The organism is Vibrio sp. 1CM8B, assembly GCF_023161685.1.
In the GTDB taxonomy this organism is placed as follows: Bacteria; Pseudomonadota; Gammaproteobacteria; order Enterobacterales; family Vibrionaceae; genus Vibrio; species Vibrio coralliirubri.
Window position 1 is genome coordinate 242,337 of sequence record NZ_JALNTU010000005.1, and the last position, 19,255, is coordinate 261,591.

14 protein-coding genes are annotated in these 19,255 nt (G+C 43.0%); 5 read left to right on the forward strand and 9 right to left on the reverse strand.

All coding sequences use genetic code 11. The features are described from left to right. Positions 1-357: 357 nt before the first annotated feature. Positions 358-1,866: a DUF3360 domain-containing protein gene (locus MSG36_RS12565; protein ID WP_048611698.1), complete on the forward strand. Its 1,509-nt coding sequence runs from the start codon at positions 358-360 to the stop codon at positions 1,864-1,866. Positions 1,867-1,963: 97 nt separating this feature from the next. Here MSG36_RS12565 and MSG36_RS12570 read toward each other — a convergent pair whose 3' ends face one another. Further along, positions 1,964-2,302 carry a hypothetical protein gene (locus MSG36_RS12570; protein ID WP_048617429.1) on the reverse strand — a complete coding sequence of 113 codons (339 nt, stop codon included), beginning with the start codon at positions 2,300-2,302 and terminating at the stop codon, positions 1,964-1,966. Between the two features lie 386 nt (positions 2,303-2,688). Between MSG36_RS12570 and MSG36_RS12575 the strand changes: the two genes are divergently transcribed. After that, positions 2,689-2,946 carry a hypothetical protein gene (locus tag MSG36_RS12575; protein WP_048609136.1) on the forward strand — a complete coding sequence of 86 codons (258 nt, stop codon included), beginning with the start codon at positions 2,689-2,691 and terminating at the stop codon, positions 2,944-2,946. A gap of 355 nt (positions 2,947-3,301) precedes the next feature. Here the strand turns inward: MSG36_RS12575 and MSG36_RS12580 are convergent, their stop codons facing one another. From MSG36_RS12580 to MSG36_RS12590, 3 genes are all read right to left on the reverse strand, one after another. Then, complete coding sequence (locus tag MSG36_RS12580) at positions 3,302-4,444, reverse strand: MFS transporter (protein ID WP_248368143.1); 1,143 nt, start codon at positions 4,442-4,444, stop codon at positions 3,302-3,304. A 551-nt stretch (positions 4,445-4,995) separates the two neighbouring features. Next, positions 4,996-5,922 (reverse strand): hypothetical protein, encoded by a 927-nt coding sequence (locus MSG36_RS12585; RefSeq protein WP_248368144.1) that lies wholly within the window; start codon positions 5,920-5,922, stop codon positions 4,996-4,998. 280 nt (positions 5,923-6,202) lie between these two features. Continuing rightward, on the reverse strand, positions 6,203-7,075 hold the full coding sequence (locus MSG36_RS12590) for an alpha/beta hydrolase (RefSeq protein WP_248368145.1): 873 nt from the start codon (positions 7,073-7,075) through the stop codon (positions 6,203-6,205). A gap of 282 nt (positions 7,076-7,357) precedes the next feature. Here MSG36_RS12590 and MSG36_RS12595 point away from each other — a divergent pair, with 282 nt between their 5' ends. The 3 genes from MSG36_RS12595 to MSG36_RS12605 all read left to right on the forward strand — a co-directional run bounded on the left by MSG36_RS12595 (position 7,358) and on the right by MSG36_RS12605 (position 12,086). After that, a complete protein-coding gene (locus MSG36_RS12595; RefSeq protein ID WP_248368147.1) occupies positions 7,358-10,345 on the forward strand; it encodes a reverse transcriptase domain-containing protein in 2,988 nt (995 codons plus the stop codon). A 17-nt stretch (positions 10,346-10,362) separates the two neighbouring features. Further along, positions 10,363-10,827: a hypothetical protein gene (locus MSG36_RS12600; RefSeq protein ID WP_248368149.1), complete on the forward strand. Its 465-nt coding sequence runs from the start codon at positions 10,363-10,365 to the stop codon at positions 10,825-10,827. Positions 10,828-11,156: 329 nt separating this feature from the next. Further along, a complete protein-coding gene (locus MSG36_RS12605; protein ID WP_248368151.1) occupies positions 11,157-12,086 on the forward strand; it encodes a hypothetical protein in 930 nt (309 codons plus the stop codon). 73 nt (positions 12,087-12,159) lie between these two features. Here the strand turns inward: MSG36_RS12605 and pheT are convergent, their stop codons facing one another. From pheT to MSG36_RS12630, 5 genes are all read right to left on the reverse strand, one after another. Then, on the reverse strand, positions 12,160-14,547 hold the full coding sequence (pheT, locus tag MSG36_RS12610; RefSeq protein ID WP_102295597.1) for a phenylalanine--tRNA ligase subunit beta: 2,388 nt from the start codon (positions 14,545-14,547) through the stop codon (positions 12,160-12,162). A gap of 18 nt (positions 14,548-14,565) precedes the next feature. Further along, entirely contained in the window at positions 14,566-15,549 is a 984-nt protein-coding gene (gene pheS, locus MSG36_RS12615) for a phenylalanine--tRNA ligase subunit alpha (RefSeq protein WP_004734764.1), read from the reverse strand. Between the two features lie 309 nt (positions 15,550-15,858). Then, positions 15,859-16,968 carry a GGDEF domain-containing protein gene (locus MSG36_RS12620; RefSeq protein ID WP_248368154.1) on the reverse strand — a complete coding sequence of 370 codons (1,110 nt, stop codon included), beginning with the start codon at positions 16,966-16,968 and terminating at the stop codon, positions 15,859-15,861. A 202-nt stretch (positions 16,969-17,170) separates the two neighbouring features. After that, on the reverse strand, positions 17,171-18,403 hold the full coding sequence (locus tag MSG36_RS12625) for a hypothetical protein (protein ID WP_248368157.1): 1,233 nt from the start codon (positions 18,401-18,403) through the stop codon (positions 17,171-17,173). Between the two features lie 9 nt (positions 18,404-18,412). Beyond that, positions 18,413-19,219 carry an outer membrane lipoprotein-sorting protein gene (locus MSG36_RS12630; RefSeq protein WP_248368160.1) on the reverse strand — a complete coding sequence of 269 codons (807 nt, stop codon included), beginning with the start codon at positions 19,217-19,219 and terminating at the stop codon, positions 18,413-18,415. Positions 19,220-19,255: the final 36 nt, after the last annotated feature.

Here is a 19,255-nt window from a genome sequence, read left to right on the forward strand (position 1 = left end):
GTTGAAGGGTGTTTCACCATCCACCCTCCAAAACGTCAGAAAGCACTGATTGGTGGACGTTATCTGCCGCTTTAGCACCAAGCATTTCTTGTTGGATATTCGTTTATTACCAATAAAGCTCATCACCTACAAATAAACAGACACATACTATCTATCAAGTCTAATACTAGTCGGCTTGCTCTACGACTAATGTCTAACCGACTGAGTCTATTTGTTTTTTTTGGTTTGGTATAAGGTACTAACAACTAAATGTTAATGAATCTTTAATTATAAGTTGACGCATTGTTTGCGCTTCTGCGTGAGTAAACAACGTTTGTTGGAATAACACACCTAAGAGTGTGAACGAAAGGAATCAAAATGAGCACTACTTTAGAGTCCGCACATATACAAACAGAGAAGCCTCAAGCCAATGAGGATGAACTCACCTATGAACAACAACATAAACCAAGCTCAGAGTTTGAATCCCGAGAACAGTATCTAGAACACGAATTGCAAATCATGTCGCCTAAGCGCTGGCGTCCAAATTTGCCGTTTAAAGATTATCGATTTGAGATAGAAGACACCATCCCAGCGATGGCTGCGACCATTGGTAAAGTAGTAATGGTCGGTGCAATTGCTGCCACTTTTGCTGGAGCGCTTGGATTAAATGAAGACTTTATTCTAGAAAACGTTCGATACGAACTCCTTATTGCCTCTGTTTTCATCATCCTTTTCTCTGGTTTTCTATTGCCGACTGCAAACCTCGCAGGTACACACGGCCCACTTATCCCTTTGATTCCGATTGTGGTTGCAGCAGGTGGACACCCGATGGCGTTTGGCCTGTTGATTGGCGCTTTTGGCTTACTCTTAGCCATCAGTAAAGGTGGCAGTATGTTAGCCAACCTCACCAGTAAAGGCGTGTGTGGTGGCTTGCTACTCTACCTTGGCTTTGTGGGCACCGCTTCTCAAGTGAAAAAGCTATTCGCTTGGGCTGAAGGAATCGGCATGAGCCACATCGCTTTTGTTGTGATTTTTTGCACCATTATTCTGTACGCGCTATTGGAGCACTTCCGTAAGCGTTGGTTAGCTGTACCTCTTAGCTGCTTGTTGGGTGGTACGATTGCATTTGCCATGGGTGCCCCATTCGCTTTCCACACTGAGCCAGGCTTGCCTAATATGAACCCTATGTATTGGTGGGGAGAAGATACAGGTTGGATGCTAGGTCTACCGACGATTGAGCACTTCATGGTGGTATTGCCGTTTGCAATTTTGGCTGTCGCTATGTGGTCACCAGATTTCTTAGGACATCAAGTATTCCAAAAGATCAGCTACCCAGAGCGCACCGAAAAAGTACACATGAACATTGACGACACCATGACCACTGCGTCTATTCGTCAAACGTTTGGTTCTCTGCTTGGTGGTACTAACTTTACGTCTTCATGGGGGACTTACATCGTACCAGCGGCGATTGCTAAACGCCCTATTCCTGCGGGCGCTTTGCTCACGGCTCTGTTCTGTATCATCGCCGCAGTTTGGGGCTACCCGATGGATTTAGCTATCTGGCAACCTGTACTGTGTGTTGCGCTGATTGTGGGTGTATTTGTGCCATTGTTAGAAGCGGGAATGGAAATGACGCGTGAAGGAAAAACCACACAGTCAGCAGCGATTGTTGTATTTTCTTCAGCGCTCGTTAACCCTGCATTTGGTTGGGCTCTCACCATGCTGTTGGACAACTTAGGCTTAGTTGGTTGTAAAGAACGTAGTAGCGAACTGAGCAAGATGAGCCGTTGGGTATTGCCAGGCATTATGTTTATTGTGCTAACAAGTGTCATGGCGTTGGTTGGCCTTCTACCAGGAATTCCAGCGATTATCCCAAGCTTTCGTTAAGCTAGATTAATCGTTAACTTCGCTAGAAATACAAAGGCCTCGAACATGCGAGGCCTTAGTTTTTCTATCAAGGGTTAATAGCCCTACTTCACTGGCTTTAATTCATTCGGGTAATGAAGGTTTGCTCGTCATCGACAAAAGCCACGTAGTCGCCGTGATAGATGAAAACGCGCCCTCTGCCCTCAACGATACACGCAAGCTGCGGGTTCAAATCTTCTTCAAGATCCTTACTTTGGTAGGTGCCAGTATCAGTGATGACGCCACGGAGTGTCGGTAAAAACCCACAGCTGCGCTTAGCTTGATCAATCAGGCTTAATTCACTGCTAATAGAAAAGTAAGACGGGATAGGACCAGCATCTTCGATAAACATCGGTTTCAGTTCTTCAAAAGCTGTAATCACCAGCCAGTCGATGCCGTTCACATGATGGATAAACATTGTTTATAAATACCTAGATTCTCGATAGTTCTGATGCGGGGATTCTATCACTATCAAGGGTAGAACGTGGGAGAAATTGAGTTTCACTCGGAACACAAGAAGGCCCCGCAATCGCGAGGCCTGCGTTTTTCTATCGAACCGTTACCGCTATCCTTTAACAACGACAGCCCCCTACTCCAACTTCGCTGACTTCACCACTTTCATTAACGTTGTGTTCAATTGCTGTGATTGCTCTAGCACCGGGAAATGGCTTGCCCCTTCAATGTAGAAAACACTGCAAACCCTGATGTGTTTCTTGTTCACTTCCGAGTCCGCCAACGTCAAAATATTCTTGCTAAAAAGGTAGAAAAGTTTATAGTATTTTTTAGCTAAACTTGAGAATCAATATGTCATTACAAAAAAAACAATCCAAAGTATCACTGAACATTAAAATTTCATCAGACTTAGATGTTCGTCTTAAACGAGCGAGAAAAGCAGCGCGTGAACAGGGGTTGATGTTCAACGTATCTCAAGAAGTTGAAAAGTTTCTTGAGAAGGAAATAAAGAAAGTGGAACGCCAACTATCAATCGATGAAGAGATTAAGAATAACCTCGAGGATCTTGGTGGGCTTGATATAGATAAAATGATGAAATCAATGGATTAATCAAAAATAACAAAGCGTGGAGATAATTATGGGCACAATAATCGGACTGTTAATTTTAGCTGGTATCACTGTATTCCTAAAGCGTCAAACGGGACTTCATTTGCATGAGTGGATTGCAAAGAAATATAAAGACTCTCAAGACAAAAAATAATGGACTCTATCAGTTTGACAGGCTCCATCGATTTGACTTAAAAAACTAAGGCCCCGTAATCGCTAGGCCTTGGTTTTATCTTCTAACGGCTATAACTATCTTTTAATAACTACCGCACCCAACTTCACCGCTTTCATCAACGTTAGGTGAACTGCTTTGGTTACTCTAACAATAGGAAATGACCAGTCAGATAAATGAGTGTCGCTATTGGTTCTGTAGCTTATCGAATCCATTAATTCGCTGATGAAGCTGCGTGCCCATAGTCAACGACACCGACAAGCTAATCAAAGCAATCACTGCTCCTGTAACAAACACCCATTGATAACCAGACATCCAGATGATTCCCAACAAAAATGGAAGGAACACCGCTGCAATATGGTTGATGGTGAATGACAAACTCGCCGTTGAAGCCACTTCATCTTCCCTAATTGTCTTTTTAAAGTAGGTGTTTAAAGCTATCGCAAAACTAAAAATGATACTGTCGATAACATACAGCGCCGCTGCCGCATAATGATCATCCACAAATGCGTAAGATAAGAACACCAACACTAACGCGGCATACTCAATGATCAAAGCGAGCCTCTCTCCGACTCGATCGATAAATCTCCCAACATAAGGTAGAACAAGCGTCGCAGCTAAGCTGGAGACCATAAACAGAGCGGCCATCATCGCGATCGAATACTGAAACTTGGTCACCATCAGTAAGCCAGCAAATGCCGCAAATATTTGTCTCCTTGCCCCACTCAAAAAGGTAAGAATGTAATAGGTCGTGTACTCGCGTCGGACAATGAGTTTGGTGTGTTGCTTCACCTCTGTGTGAGTATCTTGAAACGTGACCAAGTAAACCGCCAGCCAGAAACATATAGCTCCACAAGTAAAAAAAATGGCCTTATCTGAAACATCAAACAGATAGCTCGCGACCATGATGCCTAGAAAGGTCACCATCGAGAAAAAAGAGGCTGCAGAGCGAATTTTCCCCAGTGATTCACTAAAGTTCTCGGCTTCTAACAATTGTGTTGAGAGTGATTTGTTCACCGCCTCTAAATAATGGAAACCAATAGACATGATCGTCGTGCTGAAATAGAAGCCATAAATCGAAGGCAAATACCCAGTCACGGCAACACCTAGCCCTAATGTTGCAACCGACAGTACAGCGACTCTTTGTTCTGAAGCGATGAACAACAGAAACAAAACAGTAAATGAAAGCAAGCCTGGGATTTCCCTAACACTCTGCAATGCACCCACATCAGCACCGGTCATACCAACAGTGTCGACAGCGAAGTTATTCATCACAACTCGCCATCCAGTATTCGCTATCACTGACGCGATAGCGATAATAACCAACATCGCGAATGAGCTCCGCGATGTTAAAAGCCTAAGCCAAAGAGTCATTTAAGCCGCCGATTCTAAAAGAAAATTTTGAATATGATCGCGCATAAATGAAGCCGTCATTAGTTTTCCGTTCATATTCAGATCCTCAAAAATAATGGTATGTTCTGAGCTTGGTAACGATATGCAACTAAGAAAAAGAACACAGAGACAATACAACCCGCTAACAAATTGTTACACGATCGTTTTTAGAATGTTATTTCTTGAGATTGGTAAGTATTCAGAGAGGTTTTACTTATTTGAGATATTCATTGGAGACTGTTATTTGTCACTGAACATACAGCTGCACTGGCAACGATCGGTATTCAGTTCCTCCCCTTTCTCGTTGCCAGCAAGAAGTTGGAGATGTAAACCAAGGGGAGGTTAGGAGGGGATTTTCAGCCGATTCTCAAGTGTATCTACCACTTTGATTCGCTCTACAGAACACAAAAGGCCTCGCACACGCGAGGCCTTGTTTTGTCTAAGTTTCAACGAACGATCAACGAAGTAATTGGCGGTGTCAAACCAAATCAACTCGAGAGCCATTCATCCAATACTTTGATGAATTTAGGGTTGATTAGATAGCCGATGGAAGCATGTGGATTGCTTTCTCCGTTGCGAATATTGAGGTTGTAGATCGGGTGGATGTCTTTCATTCCGCCGGGTATCAGATCCAGTTTGAGCATATCTTTAAAGTCATTTCTAATTTTGCTGTCATGAGAGATAAAATCATCTTCTGCCGAAATGTTTATCCACTGCTGAATGTTTAAAGGGTACTTCTTCTCATCTTTCAAGCGGCTCCCCTCTAGCCTGTCTTTTACGTTTTCATCTCCTAAGGGTGACCCGAGCGTCAGCAATAAGTTGACCTTCTTGTCTGCTCCATAGTCGTGTCTATACTCTCCGTAATGAGACAGCTTCCATAACACGTCATAACTGATCATCGACCCAAGGCTATGCGATACAATCATCACATCATCTTGATTATCAAACGCTTCCTTCAGCTCAACCATTAGCCTATGCCTGACATCGCTACCAAAATAGGTATCTTCATTCCAATAGTGAGACATATCCGGCGCGACCTTCGTTATGAGTGTCTCAGCCACACCCAGCTTTCCAAACAGCGATGAAAAAGTATCTGCTAACGCCTCTTTTAGAAAACCAATTTTAGATACCTTGTTATACGTTGTTTTATTGAACTGACTTGTCTTGTACTTTTTGAGTTCAGACAACGCTTGCTGTCGACTTGCAGGGTCTTCCGTTGGTTTCTCTAACAATGTGTTTGATAGTTCACCGTAATAGACAAACCGTTTATCGACATCTTTAAAAGCTTGTAATGAACTTGAGTCTTCACAATCTCGCTGCAAGCCATGTTCTATGGCCTCGTACCAAAGTGATTGAAGGGAATCTTTATCGGGCTTTTGAGCGCGACCATGAATGAATATTATTTTCTTAGCCATAGCAGGGCGTCCTAAACACATAGTTAAAGTGATTGTCACTAGAAAGCACCACTAGATTCGGTCAGCCCTTGCTAATAACAGTGGTGCTGATTACGTATCTAGAGGTGGTTGATAGAGCATTTATATAACTATGAGGCCGTTGTTTAAGGACCATAAACGAATGAACGATGCGATCATTGCTCGCAAATTGGGAATGAAATTAGCTAGCAAAATCTCCAACTAACAAAAAGACCTCGCACACGCGAGGCCTTAGTTTTATCTATCAAAGTTTACAACCGCCCTACTTCACTGACTTCACCGCTTTCATTAACGTTGCGTTGAACTGCTGTGGCTGCTCAAGCATTGGGAAGTGGCCTGAATCTTCAATGTAGTAAATGCTGTAATCCTTAATGTGTTTCTTATTCGCTTCTGAATCGGTTGGCCATAGGCGGGCGTTAACCAATATTACTGGCACATTCACGTTCTCATACACGCGGTGGGCTTCGCCTGTTACGTATTGGCCTAGATAATGGTGGAACTGGTTTATCGCGATAGCTGGCGGTGCTGAAGCCATGTCTTGCGTTACCCAGTAAAGTAAATCCGTGTCTACGTCTTTTGGTAGCGAGTCTTTCACGAACATAGTAATGCCCGCTTGGAAGTCTGCTTCAAATGGTTTGGTCATTGCATCTAGGTCGCTTTGTGAAACCGCTAGTGCGACGTTTTGCGATGTATCGACACCAATAATGCCCTTCACTCTTTTCGGCATCAGTTTAGCGGCTTCTGCAACTACACCACCAGCCATTGAATGACCAACTAAGACAACGGATTCGAGTTGTTCTTTCTCGATGACTGCTTTGATGTCTTCAGCGAACGCAACCATGGTGTACTCTTCACGATTGAACGATGAGTTACCGTGCCCGGCTAAGTCCATAGTGATCACTTGATACTGCTTTGAAAACTCACTCACTTGGTTTTGCCAAAGCCTGCTGTCTAAGCTCCAACCGTGAATGAAGATCAGCGCCGTCTCCCCGCTCCCACTTTTGCCATACGCAATTTGCTCACCATCGTGAGATATCGCAATACCGTACTTAACCGTTGAATCATGAGCCATGGCATTAAAGCTACCAAGTGTCATAAATACCAAGAGTGTGATGTTTAGAATTAAACGTTTCATAGTGTCTCTCTACTTACTTTGGAGGGAACACAGAAAGCGCCCCTCTCAATCAATATAGGCACTATAAAGTGTGAAGTTGTAGACGGATAAAGAGAAATCTAGGAGAAAGGGGGAATCAACATTCAAAGAGAAAGCTAACGATGGGGTTAGTTACTTAACTAAATAAAGCGTAGTTGAACCAAGTTAGGGGCTGAAATAGCCTTTTATTTGACTTACATTCCTTTACTAAATATAAAGAAGCTTTACCATAAACATCAAATAGTACAAACAGTTAGAATCAGTATGGCTAGAAAACAATTTGATAAAACGTTTATTACTCTAGCGGATATATATATCGCTTATAGAAAAGCTAAATCAGAAGCTTTCTACGATAACTCCGCACCAACAGCATTGGATTTTGCTGAGTTTGAGCAAAACATCAAAGAAAACATTGAGACCTTGTTCAAGGAAATCACAGAAAACACCTGTACATGGTGGGAGAAAAAAAGCTTCATTGGCGACTATTACTACGTCCCTAAAAACCTTGATGACACTGCATGGAACAATGAACAACAAGTTCATTACCGCTCTGTTGACCCTTCAGTAGATTGGAAGTTGAGATTCAATGAAAGTGGTAACAAGAAGCTAGATGCTAAATACCGATTAGTTATTAAACCAACTGTAAACTACCAAATAATTTCAGCGCTCTGGATTCTTAAAGTTGGACACCAATTCGAGTCAAAACTAGACAAAAATCTGTCATATGGGAATAGGCTTCGCAGAAAACGTCACAATTCATCTAATGGTGAGTTAAATCATGATTCGTCTGGGCTTTTTTCTCCATATTTTTCAGCTTATAAGTCTTGGCGAGAAAATGGCTTGTCTGCAATGAGAAGTCTTCTCGAAAAAGGCAAAAATGCAACTGCAGTAACAATGGATCTGGCTGGGTTTTACCACAATGCTTCCCCGAACTTTCTGTTGAAACCTTCTTTCTTATCTGAAATTGATATTACTTTAACCAAAGACCAAAAGAGGTTTACAAAGCAATTGCTTTCTTCGATGAGATATTGGTACTCACTCACGCCTGACTTTGCAGAAAGACCAGAGGGAGCTTTACCCGTCGGTATTTCAGCGTCAAAAGTAATTTCCAACGTTCTCCTATACCAACTAGATAAAGAAATTCATTCTAATCTCAAACCAGCATATTATGGTCGATATGTCGATGATATCTTTTTAGTCTTTGAAACGCCCGCGAATACTAATACTGGTGATGCAATTATTTCTCATATAAGCAAAGAAGTAGATTGTATAAAAATATCTCGACAGAAAGGGAAACAACCAAGTTTAAGACTGAGGTTTATATACGCGCAAGACTCTGATCTGACATTTACCGCAAGTAAGCAAAAGATTTTTAGTTTGTCATCTGAACATGGCGAAGATTTCATCAATCAAATTGAAAGCCAAATTCGAGAACAATCTAGCGAATATCGGTTACTTCCAGAAGTACCTCATTCTTCCGCTCTTATGGCAGAAAAGACACTACTCGCCTCTCCTGACGCATCTTTGATTGCTGACGCTCTTAGAAAAGCTGATGTAGTTTCAGTTAAGAGAATGGGGCTTTCTCTACTAATCAGAGATATTGAAAGCTATACTTCTGACTTAGTTGCAAAAGACTGGATCGGAATCAGAGAAGAATTCTATGGTCTTGTCGAACGCTATCTATTAACGCCTAAAGGGCTATTTGATTTATCCGGTTATCTTCCTCGTGTATTTAGTCTGATGATTTCGAATCAAGACTTTAATGCAACTAAGGCATTTCTTTCTGAGTTGAACAAATGCCTTGAACTTTTAGAGCAAACAACCGAGCCTAGTTCAAAAGCACAACTCACCTCTTGCAGAGAATATTTATTTTTGTCACTCAAAGAGACTGCTTTAAAAGCGTCAACATCTAAAGGGTTTAGTAACTGGGATTCTCTCTACTCTAGTTTAGAAAGCTTAGATGAAATACGCACAACGTCGGGAGAAAAAAATACCTCAATTGAAGACATACGACGATATAGTAGGCTATTGCTACTATCTGACTTGGGAAGTCGTCCATATAAAGACTTTTGGTATTATGACCAAGAAAGAGAATTCAGAACTAAACGCTTCCCTCGTGCTAAAAGTATTCAGAAAGTACTAAGACTCAAGTTAATCAAACGTTTTCGGGAAGAAGCCAATCTTAAGACCCCCCATTGGCCTGCATTGGCATTTCCAACGCGGCCATTAAGTATCCAAGAAATAGCAATAATCTGCCCTACAGTTCTGAGTGATTCTAAGTTATTCGAAGATTCTATTTTAGGGCTGAGAGGAGCAGGAACGTATAGTCTTGGTAACCTTGGGCTCAATACCGATGAAATAGATGGCGAATGCTACACCGTTCCTAAATATAGCGAAAGAAAGGTAATCGTAGCTCTCACAAATTTTGAGACTACTGACGAACAGTTTATGAATGCTCTAAAAGGTACTCCTGATAGAAGCGTAGAAAGGTATGAGTCAGTAAACCGCTTAATAAATAACATACTAAAAACTAAGCCGAAAGCTGATTACATCGTTTTCCCAGAATGTTCTATGCCACGACGCTGGGGCTTCAACATAGCCAGCCGATTGGCTAGACAAAATATATCATTCATCGCTGGCCTCGAGTACTATCAACACAACAATCGGAACAATATTATTCGGAATGATTGCTTAGTTTCTCTCACAACGCGTGCTACAGGGTATTTAAGTAATTTGGTATTCATGCAGCCGAAACTCATGCCCGCTCATGAAGAAAGCGTAACACTAAGCAAAAAACGTAAAAAACTCTATGCACCTCTTTGTAATGATAAAGCACTACCAATTTATAAACATGGCTCTTATCAATTTGGAGTTATAGTGTGTAGCGATCTCACTAACCCACAGAACCGAGTTAGGTTTCAAGGAAAGGTTGATAGTCTCTTTGTTCTAGAATGGAACCCCGACGTAAAAACTTTTAGTTTTTTAGTTGAAGGGGCTGCTCATGACGTTCATACATTTGTTGTTCAAGTAAACAACCGAAGATATGGCGATAGTAGGGTCAGAGCACCCTACAAAGTCGACTACAAAAGAGACTCAGTTCGTATTAAAGGAGGAGTTTCAGATTACTTTGTGTTAGCCAAAATTGATTATGGTAGCTTACGAAGCTTTCAGAATAAATCGTCGCGAAATAGCAATAATGATGAATTCAAGCCTGTACCTATCGGATTCAAAATATCTAAAAACCGTAATTAACAAAAGAACAAAAACAAATGATTAGTAGTGAAGTTTGTATCAAGCTCAAGGAACACCCATTAGTAGATGCCGCATTGTGGGACAGCATTCTAAATGTACTATCTAACATAGCGACCATTTCCGCAGCAATCATAGCTGGGATTGCAGGATATATTGCCTATCAACAATTAATTGCTAGTCGCAAGCAAAATGCTGCAACTTTTTACAAAGAATATTTGCAGCTTTGTATCGACAATCCCAATTTTGCACAAGGAATATACACACCAAACAACAAGAGAGAATATCGATGGTTCGTATCTCAAGTTCTTTTTACTTTTGAGCAAGTGCTGATTGCAAACAGAGGGGATCAACAATGGGTAGAGACAATAGAGTATCAATTATCTACCCACAAACAACACCTCTCAGTATCTAGAACAGCCAATAGTGGAGAGTGGGAAAAAGAACTAGATACACTTATCAAAAAATTGTTAACTGATAACTAACCTCCCCCTTAAGACCTAAACTGATACTCTTTTAAATATTACAAAAAAGGCCTCGCAATGCGAGGCCTTTGGTTTTTCTATCTATCAGAAGATATTAGTCGCCAAGTGCTGCGCCAAATTTCTCTGAGATTGAAGCTACGATAGCATCTATCGAAATCCTGCCCTTTCTCAGCCTAACTAAAGAAACAATACTGAATTCACACCTTGTTGATTTATAAAAACCAATAAATTCAATGATTAATATCTTTTATTGTAACGAACAAAAGACGTAATCAAGCTCACAACTTAGTGTGATCTCCGTCAAATATAATCAGATATTGCTAACTATAATGCAGCTCATTTTATTGTTAACTAAGAAAAATATGAATAATAAGGTTCTTGTAATATCTAGCGTAATTCTGTCTTTTATACTCTCAGCTTGTGGCGGTGGTTCTAGTAGCTCTAGCGACCCAATATACCCACCAACAACTCCGGAATGGGAGCAGTTAAGTCACGGCATTACCTACGATAACATTAGTTATGGTAGTGATTATGAAGTTAATTATCATGGTAAAACGATTTACGCTGTATCAAGTTATGATGCTTCTCGAGGGGCGCACAATTACAACTTGTTTAGTTACAAGGTAAATGAAACGGGCTCACGTTCAATCGGCTTTTATGGTGTTATTGTTCGGAGTGAGCTTGACGACCTTGATTACTTATATACCTATAACAACGGTGGAATCATCCAATATAGTTCAATTACGTGGACACGTGAAATATATAGCGGCGAACTTGAAGGTAATGCGAACGGACTAACTTACACCTTTAAGTCCATTGATCACCTGCCTCGTGTAAGCCGTGAAATGAGCATAACATCTGGTCACGTAATGATCTCAGATCCTACAAGAGACAAGCAATATATTGGAAACTACGTAAGCGGTATTCAATTGACTCAAATAGGTTATGAAAGTTATGCGTTGAATGCTGAGTTATTTAACAACGACTACGTTTTTGATTACTACTTATCCCCTACTACGCATGGGAGCACCAATTTATCAATCTCCGAACAAGGTAACCAAATCTCACTGATTAACTCTAGTTACAGCGAAACCGTTACTTTATTTGGGCATGAACATCTGTTGTCATTTGACGTACAGCATGATTCCAGAACAGACGATATTCTTTACACTGTTAGTTCATTCACAGAAAATTTTGGTTTGAATAGAACGGACTCGATTGACTATGAATACTCCAACATCACAGAACTAGGCAATTAACTTAGTCCAAAGTCATCCCAAACAAAAAGGCCTCGCAATGCGAGGCCTTTGTTTTTCTATCTATCAGAAGAGATTAGTCGCGAAGTGCTGCGCCAAATTTCTCTGAGATTGAAGCTACGATAGCATCTACTGAACCAGCGATGTCTGCATCTTCTAGTGTGCGCTCTACAGACTGTAGGCTAAGTGCGATTGCTAGGCTCTTCTTACCTTCTTCAACGCCTTGACCAACGTATACGTCGAACAGTTTAGCGCCTGTTAGGAATTCGCCACCAGCAGCGATACACGCTTCTACGATGTCGCCAGAAGCGACTGCTTCGTCAACAACTACTGCGATATCACGACGGTTTGCAGGGAACTTAGATACGGCTACTGCTTCAGGAAGCACGCGAGTGTTGATAGCTGCCCATTCGATTTCGAATACGATAGTGCGGCCGTTAAGACCAAACTTGCGCTCTAGTTCTGGGTGAACAGTACCAATGATACCCACTTCTTTGCCGTCTACTACGATAGCCGCAGTTTGACCTGGGTGAAGTGCTGGGTGCTTCGCTGCTTTGAAGCTGTATGCGATTTCGTTTGCAGAAAGCTCAAGAACGGCTTCTAGGTCACCTTTAAGATCGAAGAAATCTACAGTGTTAGTTGCAATGTCCCAGTGCTCTTCGCCACGAGTACCAGAGATAACGCCCGCAAGCATCATTTCTTGGCGCATGCCGTTTTCAGCAGTTGCTTCAGGGATGAAACGTAGGCCTGATTCGAATAGACGAACGCGAGACTGTTGACGCTTCTGGTTGTGAACAACTGTGTTTAGAAGACCTTGGATTAGGCCAAGACGCATTGCTGACATGTCCGCAGAGATTGGGAATGGCAGGATTAGCGGCTCAACACCAGGTACAACAAGTTTTTGCTGTTCTGGTTCTACGAAGCTGTATGTGATTGCTTCGTGGTAGCCACGGTCTACAAGAAGGTCACGAACGCGCTTAAGCGGTTGGTTAGCTTCTTTGTGGTCATTCATTTTAAGTGCCGCTTTAGGCGCTTGGTTTGGAATGTTATCGTAACCGTAGATACGACCTACTTCTTCAATTAGGTCTTGCTCGATTGCGATATCAAAACGCCAAGATGGAGACGTTGCCGTCCAACCAGCTTCTGTCGTTTCAACTTCACAACCTAGGCGAGTAAGAATTTCCACTACGTCTGTAGATGGAATTTCGTGACCTAGTAGGCTGTCTAGCTTAGCGCGACGTAGAGCAACTACGTTTGCTTTAGGAAGATCAGCTTCAGATTCGCTGCCGTTTACTGGCGCAACTTCACCACCACAGATTTCAACTAGAAGCTGTGTTGCACGCTCCATTGCTGCTGCTTGTAGCGTTGAATCAACACCACGTTCGAAACGTAGAGAAGAATCAGTGTGAAGACCGTAAGCACGTGCGCGACCACGGATGTGATCCGGTGCGAAGAATGCTGCTTCAAGAAGTACGTCTGTTGTTTCAGTCGTAACACCTGAATCTTGACCGCCAAAGATACCAGCGATTGCTAGTGCTTTGTTGTGGTCAGCGATAACAAGTGTGTTGCTGTTTAGTTCAGCTTCGTTGCCATCTAGAAGTGTTAGCTTTTCGCCCTGTTCTGCTAGACGAACCACGATACCACCTTCGATCTTAGCTAGATCAAATGCGTGCATTGGTTGGCCTTGCTCTAGCATCACGTAGTTTGTGATGTCTACAACTGGGTCGATTGAACGGATACCACAACGACGCAGTTTTTCTTGCATCCAGATTGGAGATTCCGCTTTCACGTTTACGTTCTTAACCACACGGCCAAGATAACGTGGACAAGCATCAGTTGCTTTGATTTCAACAGATACTGTGTCTTCAATGCTTGTTGCAACAGCTTCAACTGTTGGCTCTGTAACGTCTGCGCGGTTTAGTACGCCAACTTCACGAGCAAGGCCACGGATGCTGAAGCAGTCTGCGCGGTTTGCTGTTAGGTCTACGTCGATAGTTACGTCGTTAAGCTCAAGAAGCTCACGTACGTCCATACCTAGCGTTGTGCCTTCTGGCAGCTCAAGGATGCCGTCTGACTCTACGTCGATACCTAGCTCAGAGAAAGAACAAAGCATGCCGTGCGATGGAACGCCACGTAGTTTTGCTTTCTTGATTTTGAAGTCACCAGGAAGTACTGCGCCAACTGTTGCTACTGCTACAGTTAGGCCAAGACGACAGTTAGATGCACCACAAACGATGTCTAAAAGTTCTTCTTCGCCGATATCAATTTTTGTAACTTGTAGTTTGTCTGCGTCTGGGTGCTGACCGCACTCAACCACTTTACCTACTTTAACGCCGGTGAATTCACCAGCAACAGGTTCTACATCGTCAACTTCCAAACCAGCCATAGTGATTTGGTGAGCTAGCTCTTCGCTGTTAATTGCAGGTTTAACCCACTCGCGTAGCCAAGATTCACTGAATTTCATAGTTTTGACTGCCCCGGATTACTTGAATTGTTTAAGGAAACGAAGGTCGTTCTCGAAGAACGCACGAAGGTCATTTACGCCGTAACGAAGCATCGTTAGACGCTCTACACCCATACCGAATGCAAAACCAGAGTATTTCTCAGGGTCGATGCCAACAGAGCGAAGTACGTTAGGGTGAACCATGCCACAGCCTAGAACTTCTAGCCATTTGCCATCTTTACGTTTCACGTCAACTTCAGCTGAAGGCTCTGTGAATGGGAAGAATGAAGGACGGAAACGCACTTCAACTTCTTCTTCAAAGAAGTTACAAAGGAAATCGTTAAGAATGCCTTTAAGTTGTGCGAAGTTTACGTTCTCATCAACTAACATACCTTCCACTTGGTGGAACATTGGCGTGTGAGTTTGATCGTAGTCGTTACGGTAAACACGACCCGGAGCAATGAAGCGGAATGGCGGTTTGCCGTTTTCCATCGTACGGATTTGAACACCAGAAGTGTGCGTACGTAGCATTAGATCAGGGTTGAAGAAGAAAGTATCGTGATCAGTACGAGCTGGGTGATCGTCTGCGATGTTTAGTGCATCAAAGTTGTGGAATGCATCTTCGATCTCAGGGCCAGACTCAGTGCTAAAGCCAAGCTCACCAAAGAACTGTTCGATACGCTCAACCGTGCGAGTAACTGGGTGAAGACCACCGTTCTCAATGCGACGACCTGGTAGGCTCACATCGATAGTTTCTTCAGCTAGTTTCGCTTCAAGCTCTGCACGTTGTAGTGCGTCTTTGCGAGCTGCGATCGCTTGTTGAACAGCACCTTTCGCTTTGTTGATCTCTTGACCAGCAGTGCGACGCTCTTCAGGTGGAAGTTTACCTAGGCTTTGTAGTTGAAGAGTTAGTTCACCCTTCTTACCTAAATACTGAACTCGCACTTCATCAAGTGCGACTAACGAATCTGCTGTATCAATAGCAGTCGTTGCATTAGCAATGATCTCTTCTAGATGTTGCATCATTTCCTCATCTACCAGTTGGTAGTGTCCGTATCGGATGATTAGTTTTTTTAGATAGCTACACATAGTAATCAAACACGCATCCAATGCCAAATTGAATCGTTAAAAGAGCAAGTTATTGACTAAAAACACGGCAAATTTAACAGGATATTAATGAGGAGTAAGAGGAAGTGGCACAAATACGAGTACCACTCCTTTGTTTAGAAGTGAGCGAGACTTTAGATTTACAGAGAGCTGAGTTCTAAATCTCTAGTGAACCGAGATCTAAAACTAAAGCGAACTTGGATCTGAACTTGAAATAAACCAGTTTTAAATCTGAATCGAACAAACACTGTTTTTGCCTGCACTTTTCGCTAGATAAACAGACTCATCGGCGGCTTTAATTAACTCGTTCATTGAGCCGAATTCTTGAGTTATTTCAGCCACACCGACACTAATACTGCCAATCCAAACTTGATGACTGGTTTCAACCTCTAATTCAGACACTTTCTGGCGAGCCGTTTCCGCGATGTGCATGCCACCTTTGAGGTCGGTGTTAGGGCAAATAACCAAGAACTCATCGCCACCTAACCGGCAAACAATATCATCATTACGGAACGTATTTTTCAGTTCACGCGAGAGGGTTTGTAGAACCAAATCACCTGCATCATGACCACTGGTGTCATTAATGCGCTTGAAGTTGTCGGCATCAATCATAATGCACACTAAAGGCATACCCAGTTCTTTGGAGTCTTGCCAATGTAGCGCTAACTGTTTAAAGGCACTGCGGCGGTTAGGTAAATGAGTGAGTGAGTCTGTTAACGACAGTTCTTCAAGTTTCTTACTCGCTCGTTTCAATTCTGCCGTCCGTTCCTCGACTTTGTCTTCGAGTAACTGATTGAAGCGTAACAACTGTTTGTTTCGTTCAGAGACTTGTTCAAACAGGCCGTTAAGCGCAGCCAACAGCGGGACAGTCGCAGAATCTTGCTGCTTTTCTTCTGCTTCAAAGGCTTGTAGAGGTGTTGCGCCCTCTTCTATGGCGGTGATTTGTCGCGCCATGTTTTGGTCGATGCCGAGAATGTGGTAAGCAAGCCAATGGATGAGGAAGTCCAATAACTGCCGTGCTGACACCTGATCTTCTTCCAAGATGAAAGCTTGCATACTGTAGATATCTTGCATAAACACACGATGCGCTTTGATGTGTTCTTCAATGTGTAACTGATGTACACCGCAATCTCTCATCAAAGATTCTTCTTCTTTAAAGTGAAATTCGGCATAGCGTGTGAGATCAAGTAAAGCGATGTTAATGTCGTCTATAGAGATTGTATTCTCTGACAAAAGATTTCCGTAGTGGTTGATAAAACCAACAAGGTATTGATGTTGTTCATCGACAACACCAATGCCCGTTTCAAAGTTTTGATCCCAATTAAATAAACTCATAGATCCCTTAGGGCCGATACCACCAGCACGATTTACATGCATATTCGGAGGTTATAGATACTCAAAAAATATAACCATCTTACCTGTGGGACTATTCGATTATTTGCTCTATTTTATAAAAAGATGACGTTGAACATTATAAATATAGCGCGTCTTAAATCTGAGACGCCCCCTTTAACAAGAACGCCCCACCAAACTAACACTAGAAATAATATTCCAACGCTACCTCAACAAAATCATCCTTACGAGCGAAGAACAATAAGTCTTCTGGGGTTTCGTTCTCAAACAACCAAGCATTCAGTCGCCACTTGAGGTTGTTATTGATACGGCTTGAAGCTTCTAGCTTCGCACTGTAGACATCGCTGTTATCTAAGTCTTGAGTAATGCCCGTTAATACTTCGGTGCCGTCTTCATCATTCAAGGCGAAGCGAGCCCCGAGGAACACATCGTTTTGGCCGATGGTTTGGGCATTGTTGCCTCGGCTGTCATACAGGTATTCAGCAATGAAGCCGATGTCCCAATACGATTCAAGCGCCCCAACCCATGTGTATTCAAAGCCTGTCGCCACGCCTGTGTGGTTGTCGTAGCTGTCGCGATAAATGCTTTCCAGCTTCCATAACCAGTCACCGATAATGCCTTGCACATCGAGTCCGAAGTGCTGCATTTGTGCGTAGTATGGCTTGAGCTGATTGCCTTCCACACGGTAGTAAGGGTCGCGATTTGTGCCGCCTAAGTAACTTAAACCGACATCCCAATCGCCGTACATTTGGCTATAACGCAATGCCACATCGACGTGCTTTTCTTCTCTCGAAGATTCGTACAACGCATCATCGGATACTGGCACTGTTGGCCTTAATCTGCCGTCTTCCCCAGCGAAGGTACGCTCACGAAAATATGGCAGCAACATGGCGTCTATGGTTCCCCAGCCTTTGATCGAGGTGAAGTGGACCATTGGCTGACCTAACTTAGATTCGCCATCGACCGATTCAATGGCATCGGTTTGGTTTACCACATCCACCAAATGCGCTGATTCGGTTACACCCCAAAACACCTTCCCGACACCCGCTCGCAGTTCGTAATCATCCCAATACGTGAGGTACAGAGCTTCACGAACATCACCATGAGTTCGCTCATCATCTTCGCTGTCTAGGCGGTAAAACGGCGTGAAGGTAAAGCTGCCATTGCCCTCTTGTTGTTCCCAATAAAACTCTGGTTGCAACACCAACGAGCTTTGCCCTTTATCTTGCCCTTGCAAGCCGTCGCTAAAGAACTGCCTGTGTTCAAGGTTAACCTGCCCTGCTAGCTCCGGGGTGACCTGTTCTACGAACTCAGAGCTAAAGCCTGCCGCCACACATGGCAACGACACCTGCATAAGCCCGACTGTCGCCGCCAAGGTTAAAGATAACTGCGTTCCTGTTAACACAATCCTTTTCATATTCTTGCCTTACTTTGCACGTTTGAGTGTGTTTTTCTGGAAATCTTTATCCTTAAGACCGGTTTGGAACGCTAAATCTGTCGTGGTTAGTACAGTACTTTTGCCTGTTTGGTGGTTTTGCATCGACATGGTGTGTGCGCGCCAGTATTGGTTTAGGTATTGTTTGTAGTCTTGGAACGACAGGGTTTTCAGCAATGCGCCTTTACGGTCGTAAAACTCCACTTGAACAGGGCGGTAATATTGCTGGTCTAGCCATACCTTTTGCATGGTGTAACCAGAGTTTTTATCGGTCGGAACTTGCTCCAAGACAAAGGTATCAACGCCTTCGATTTTGGCGTCTTCAATGTAGTTGAAGGTGTACTTTTCTAGCTCAAACGAGCTTAAGTCTTCGTAAGCAAATTCACTGCCCATAAACGGGCCCGATTTGTTGCGTGAAGAGATGCGCTTTACACGCTTAAGTGCAGGCAGATACAGCCACTGGTCATCGGATTTGGTGATGTGTGAATGGTTTAGGAAAGCCGTACCTTTTACATCACGTGGCTCATCAAAAATGGTTAAGCCTTTGTCGCCATCGTCATCGACTTCCAAAGATTTCAATCGCATTAGGCGTGTGCTGCTTTCGCCCTGTTTATTGCGAAGTAGCATTTCCATGGTTGCGACAGAATCGCCCCACCCAACATCGACCGCTTTACGCTGCTCGGCAATTTCTAAGCCTTTCGCTGGGTCTGCTAACGCTGGGAAAGCGGCAAATGTGCTCACAGTCAACGAGCTGACAGTAAATAATGTAGTAACGAATGTTTGTTTAACGCTTTTCATAAATATCTCCTTGAGTCAGCCCACCGCAGCAGGCTG

Bases quoted from the DNA above. Each gene is read 5' to 3' on its own strand.
- MSG36_RS12565 (WP_048611698.1), top strand. From the start codon at position 358: ATGAGCACTACTTTAGAGTCCGCACATATACAAACAGAGAAGCCTCAA.
- MSG36_RS12570 (WP_048617429.1), bottom strand. From the start codon at position 2,302: ATGTTTATCCATCATGTGAACGGCATCGACTGGCTGGTGATTACAGCT.
- MSG36_RS12575 (WP_048609136.1), top strand. From the start codon at position 2,689: ATGTCATTACAAAAAAAACAATCCAAAGTATCACTGAACATTAAAATT.
- MSG36_RS12580 (WP_248368143.1), bottom strand. From the start codon at position 4,444: ATGTTGGTTATTATCGCTATCGCGTCAGTGATAGCGAATACTGGATGG.
- MSG36_RS12585 (WP_248368144.1), bottom strand. From the start codon at position 5,922: ATGGCTAAGAAAATAATATTCATTCATGGTCGCGCTCAAAAGCCCGAT.
- MSG36_RS12590 (WP_248368145.1), bottom strand. From the start codon at position 7,075: ATGAAACGTTTAATTCTAAACATCACACTCTTGGTATTTATGACACTT.
- MSG36_RS12595 (WP_248368147.1), top strand. From the start codon at position 7,358: ATGGCTAGAAAACAATTTGATAAAACGTTTATTACTCTAGCGGATATA.
- MSG36_RS12600 (WP_248368149.1), top strand. From the start codon at position 10,363: ATGATTAGTAGTGAAGTTTGTATCAAGCTCAAGGAACACCCATTAGTA.
- MSG36_RS12605 (WP_248368151.1), top strand. From the start codon at position 11,157: ATGCAGCTCATTTTATTGTTAACTAAGAAAAATATGAATAATAAGGTT.
- pheT (WP_102295597.1), bottom strand. From the start codon at position 14,547: ATGAAATTCAGTGAATCTTGGCTACGCGAGTGGGTTAAACCTGCAATT.
- pheS (WP_004734764.1), bottom strand. From the start codon at position 15,549: ATGCAACATCTAGAAGAGATCATTGCTAATGCAACGACTGCTATTGAT.
- MSG36_RS12620 (WP_248368154.1), bottom strand. From the start codon at position 16,968: ATGAGTTTATTTAATTGGGATCAAAACTTTGAAACGGGCATTGGTGTT.
- MSG36_RS12625 (WP_248368157.1), bottom strand. From the start codon at position 18,403: ATGAAAAGGATTGTGTTAACAGGAACGCAGTTATCTTTAACCTTGGCG.
- MSG36_RS12630 (WP_248368160.1), bottom strand. From the start codon at position 19,219: ATGAAAAGCGTTAAACAAACATTCGTTACTACATTATTTACTGTCAGC.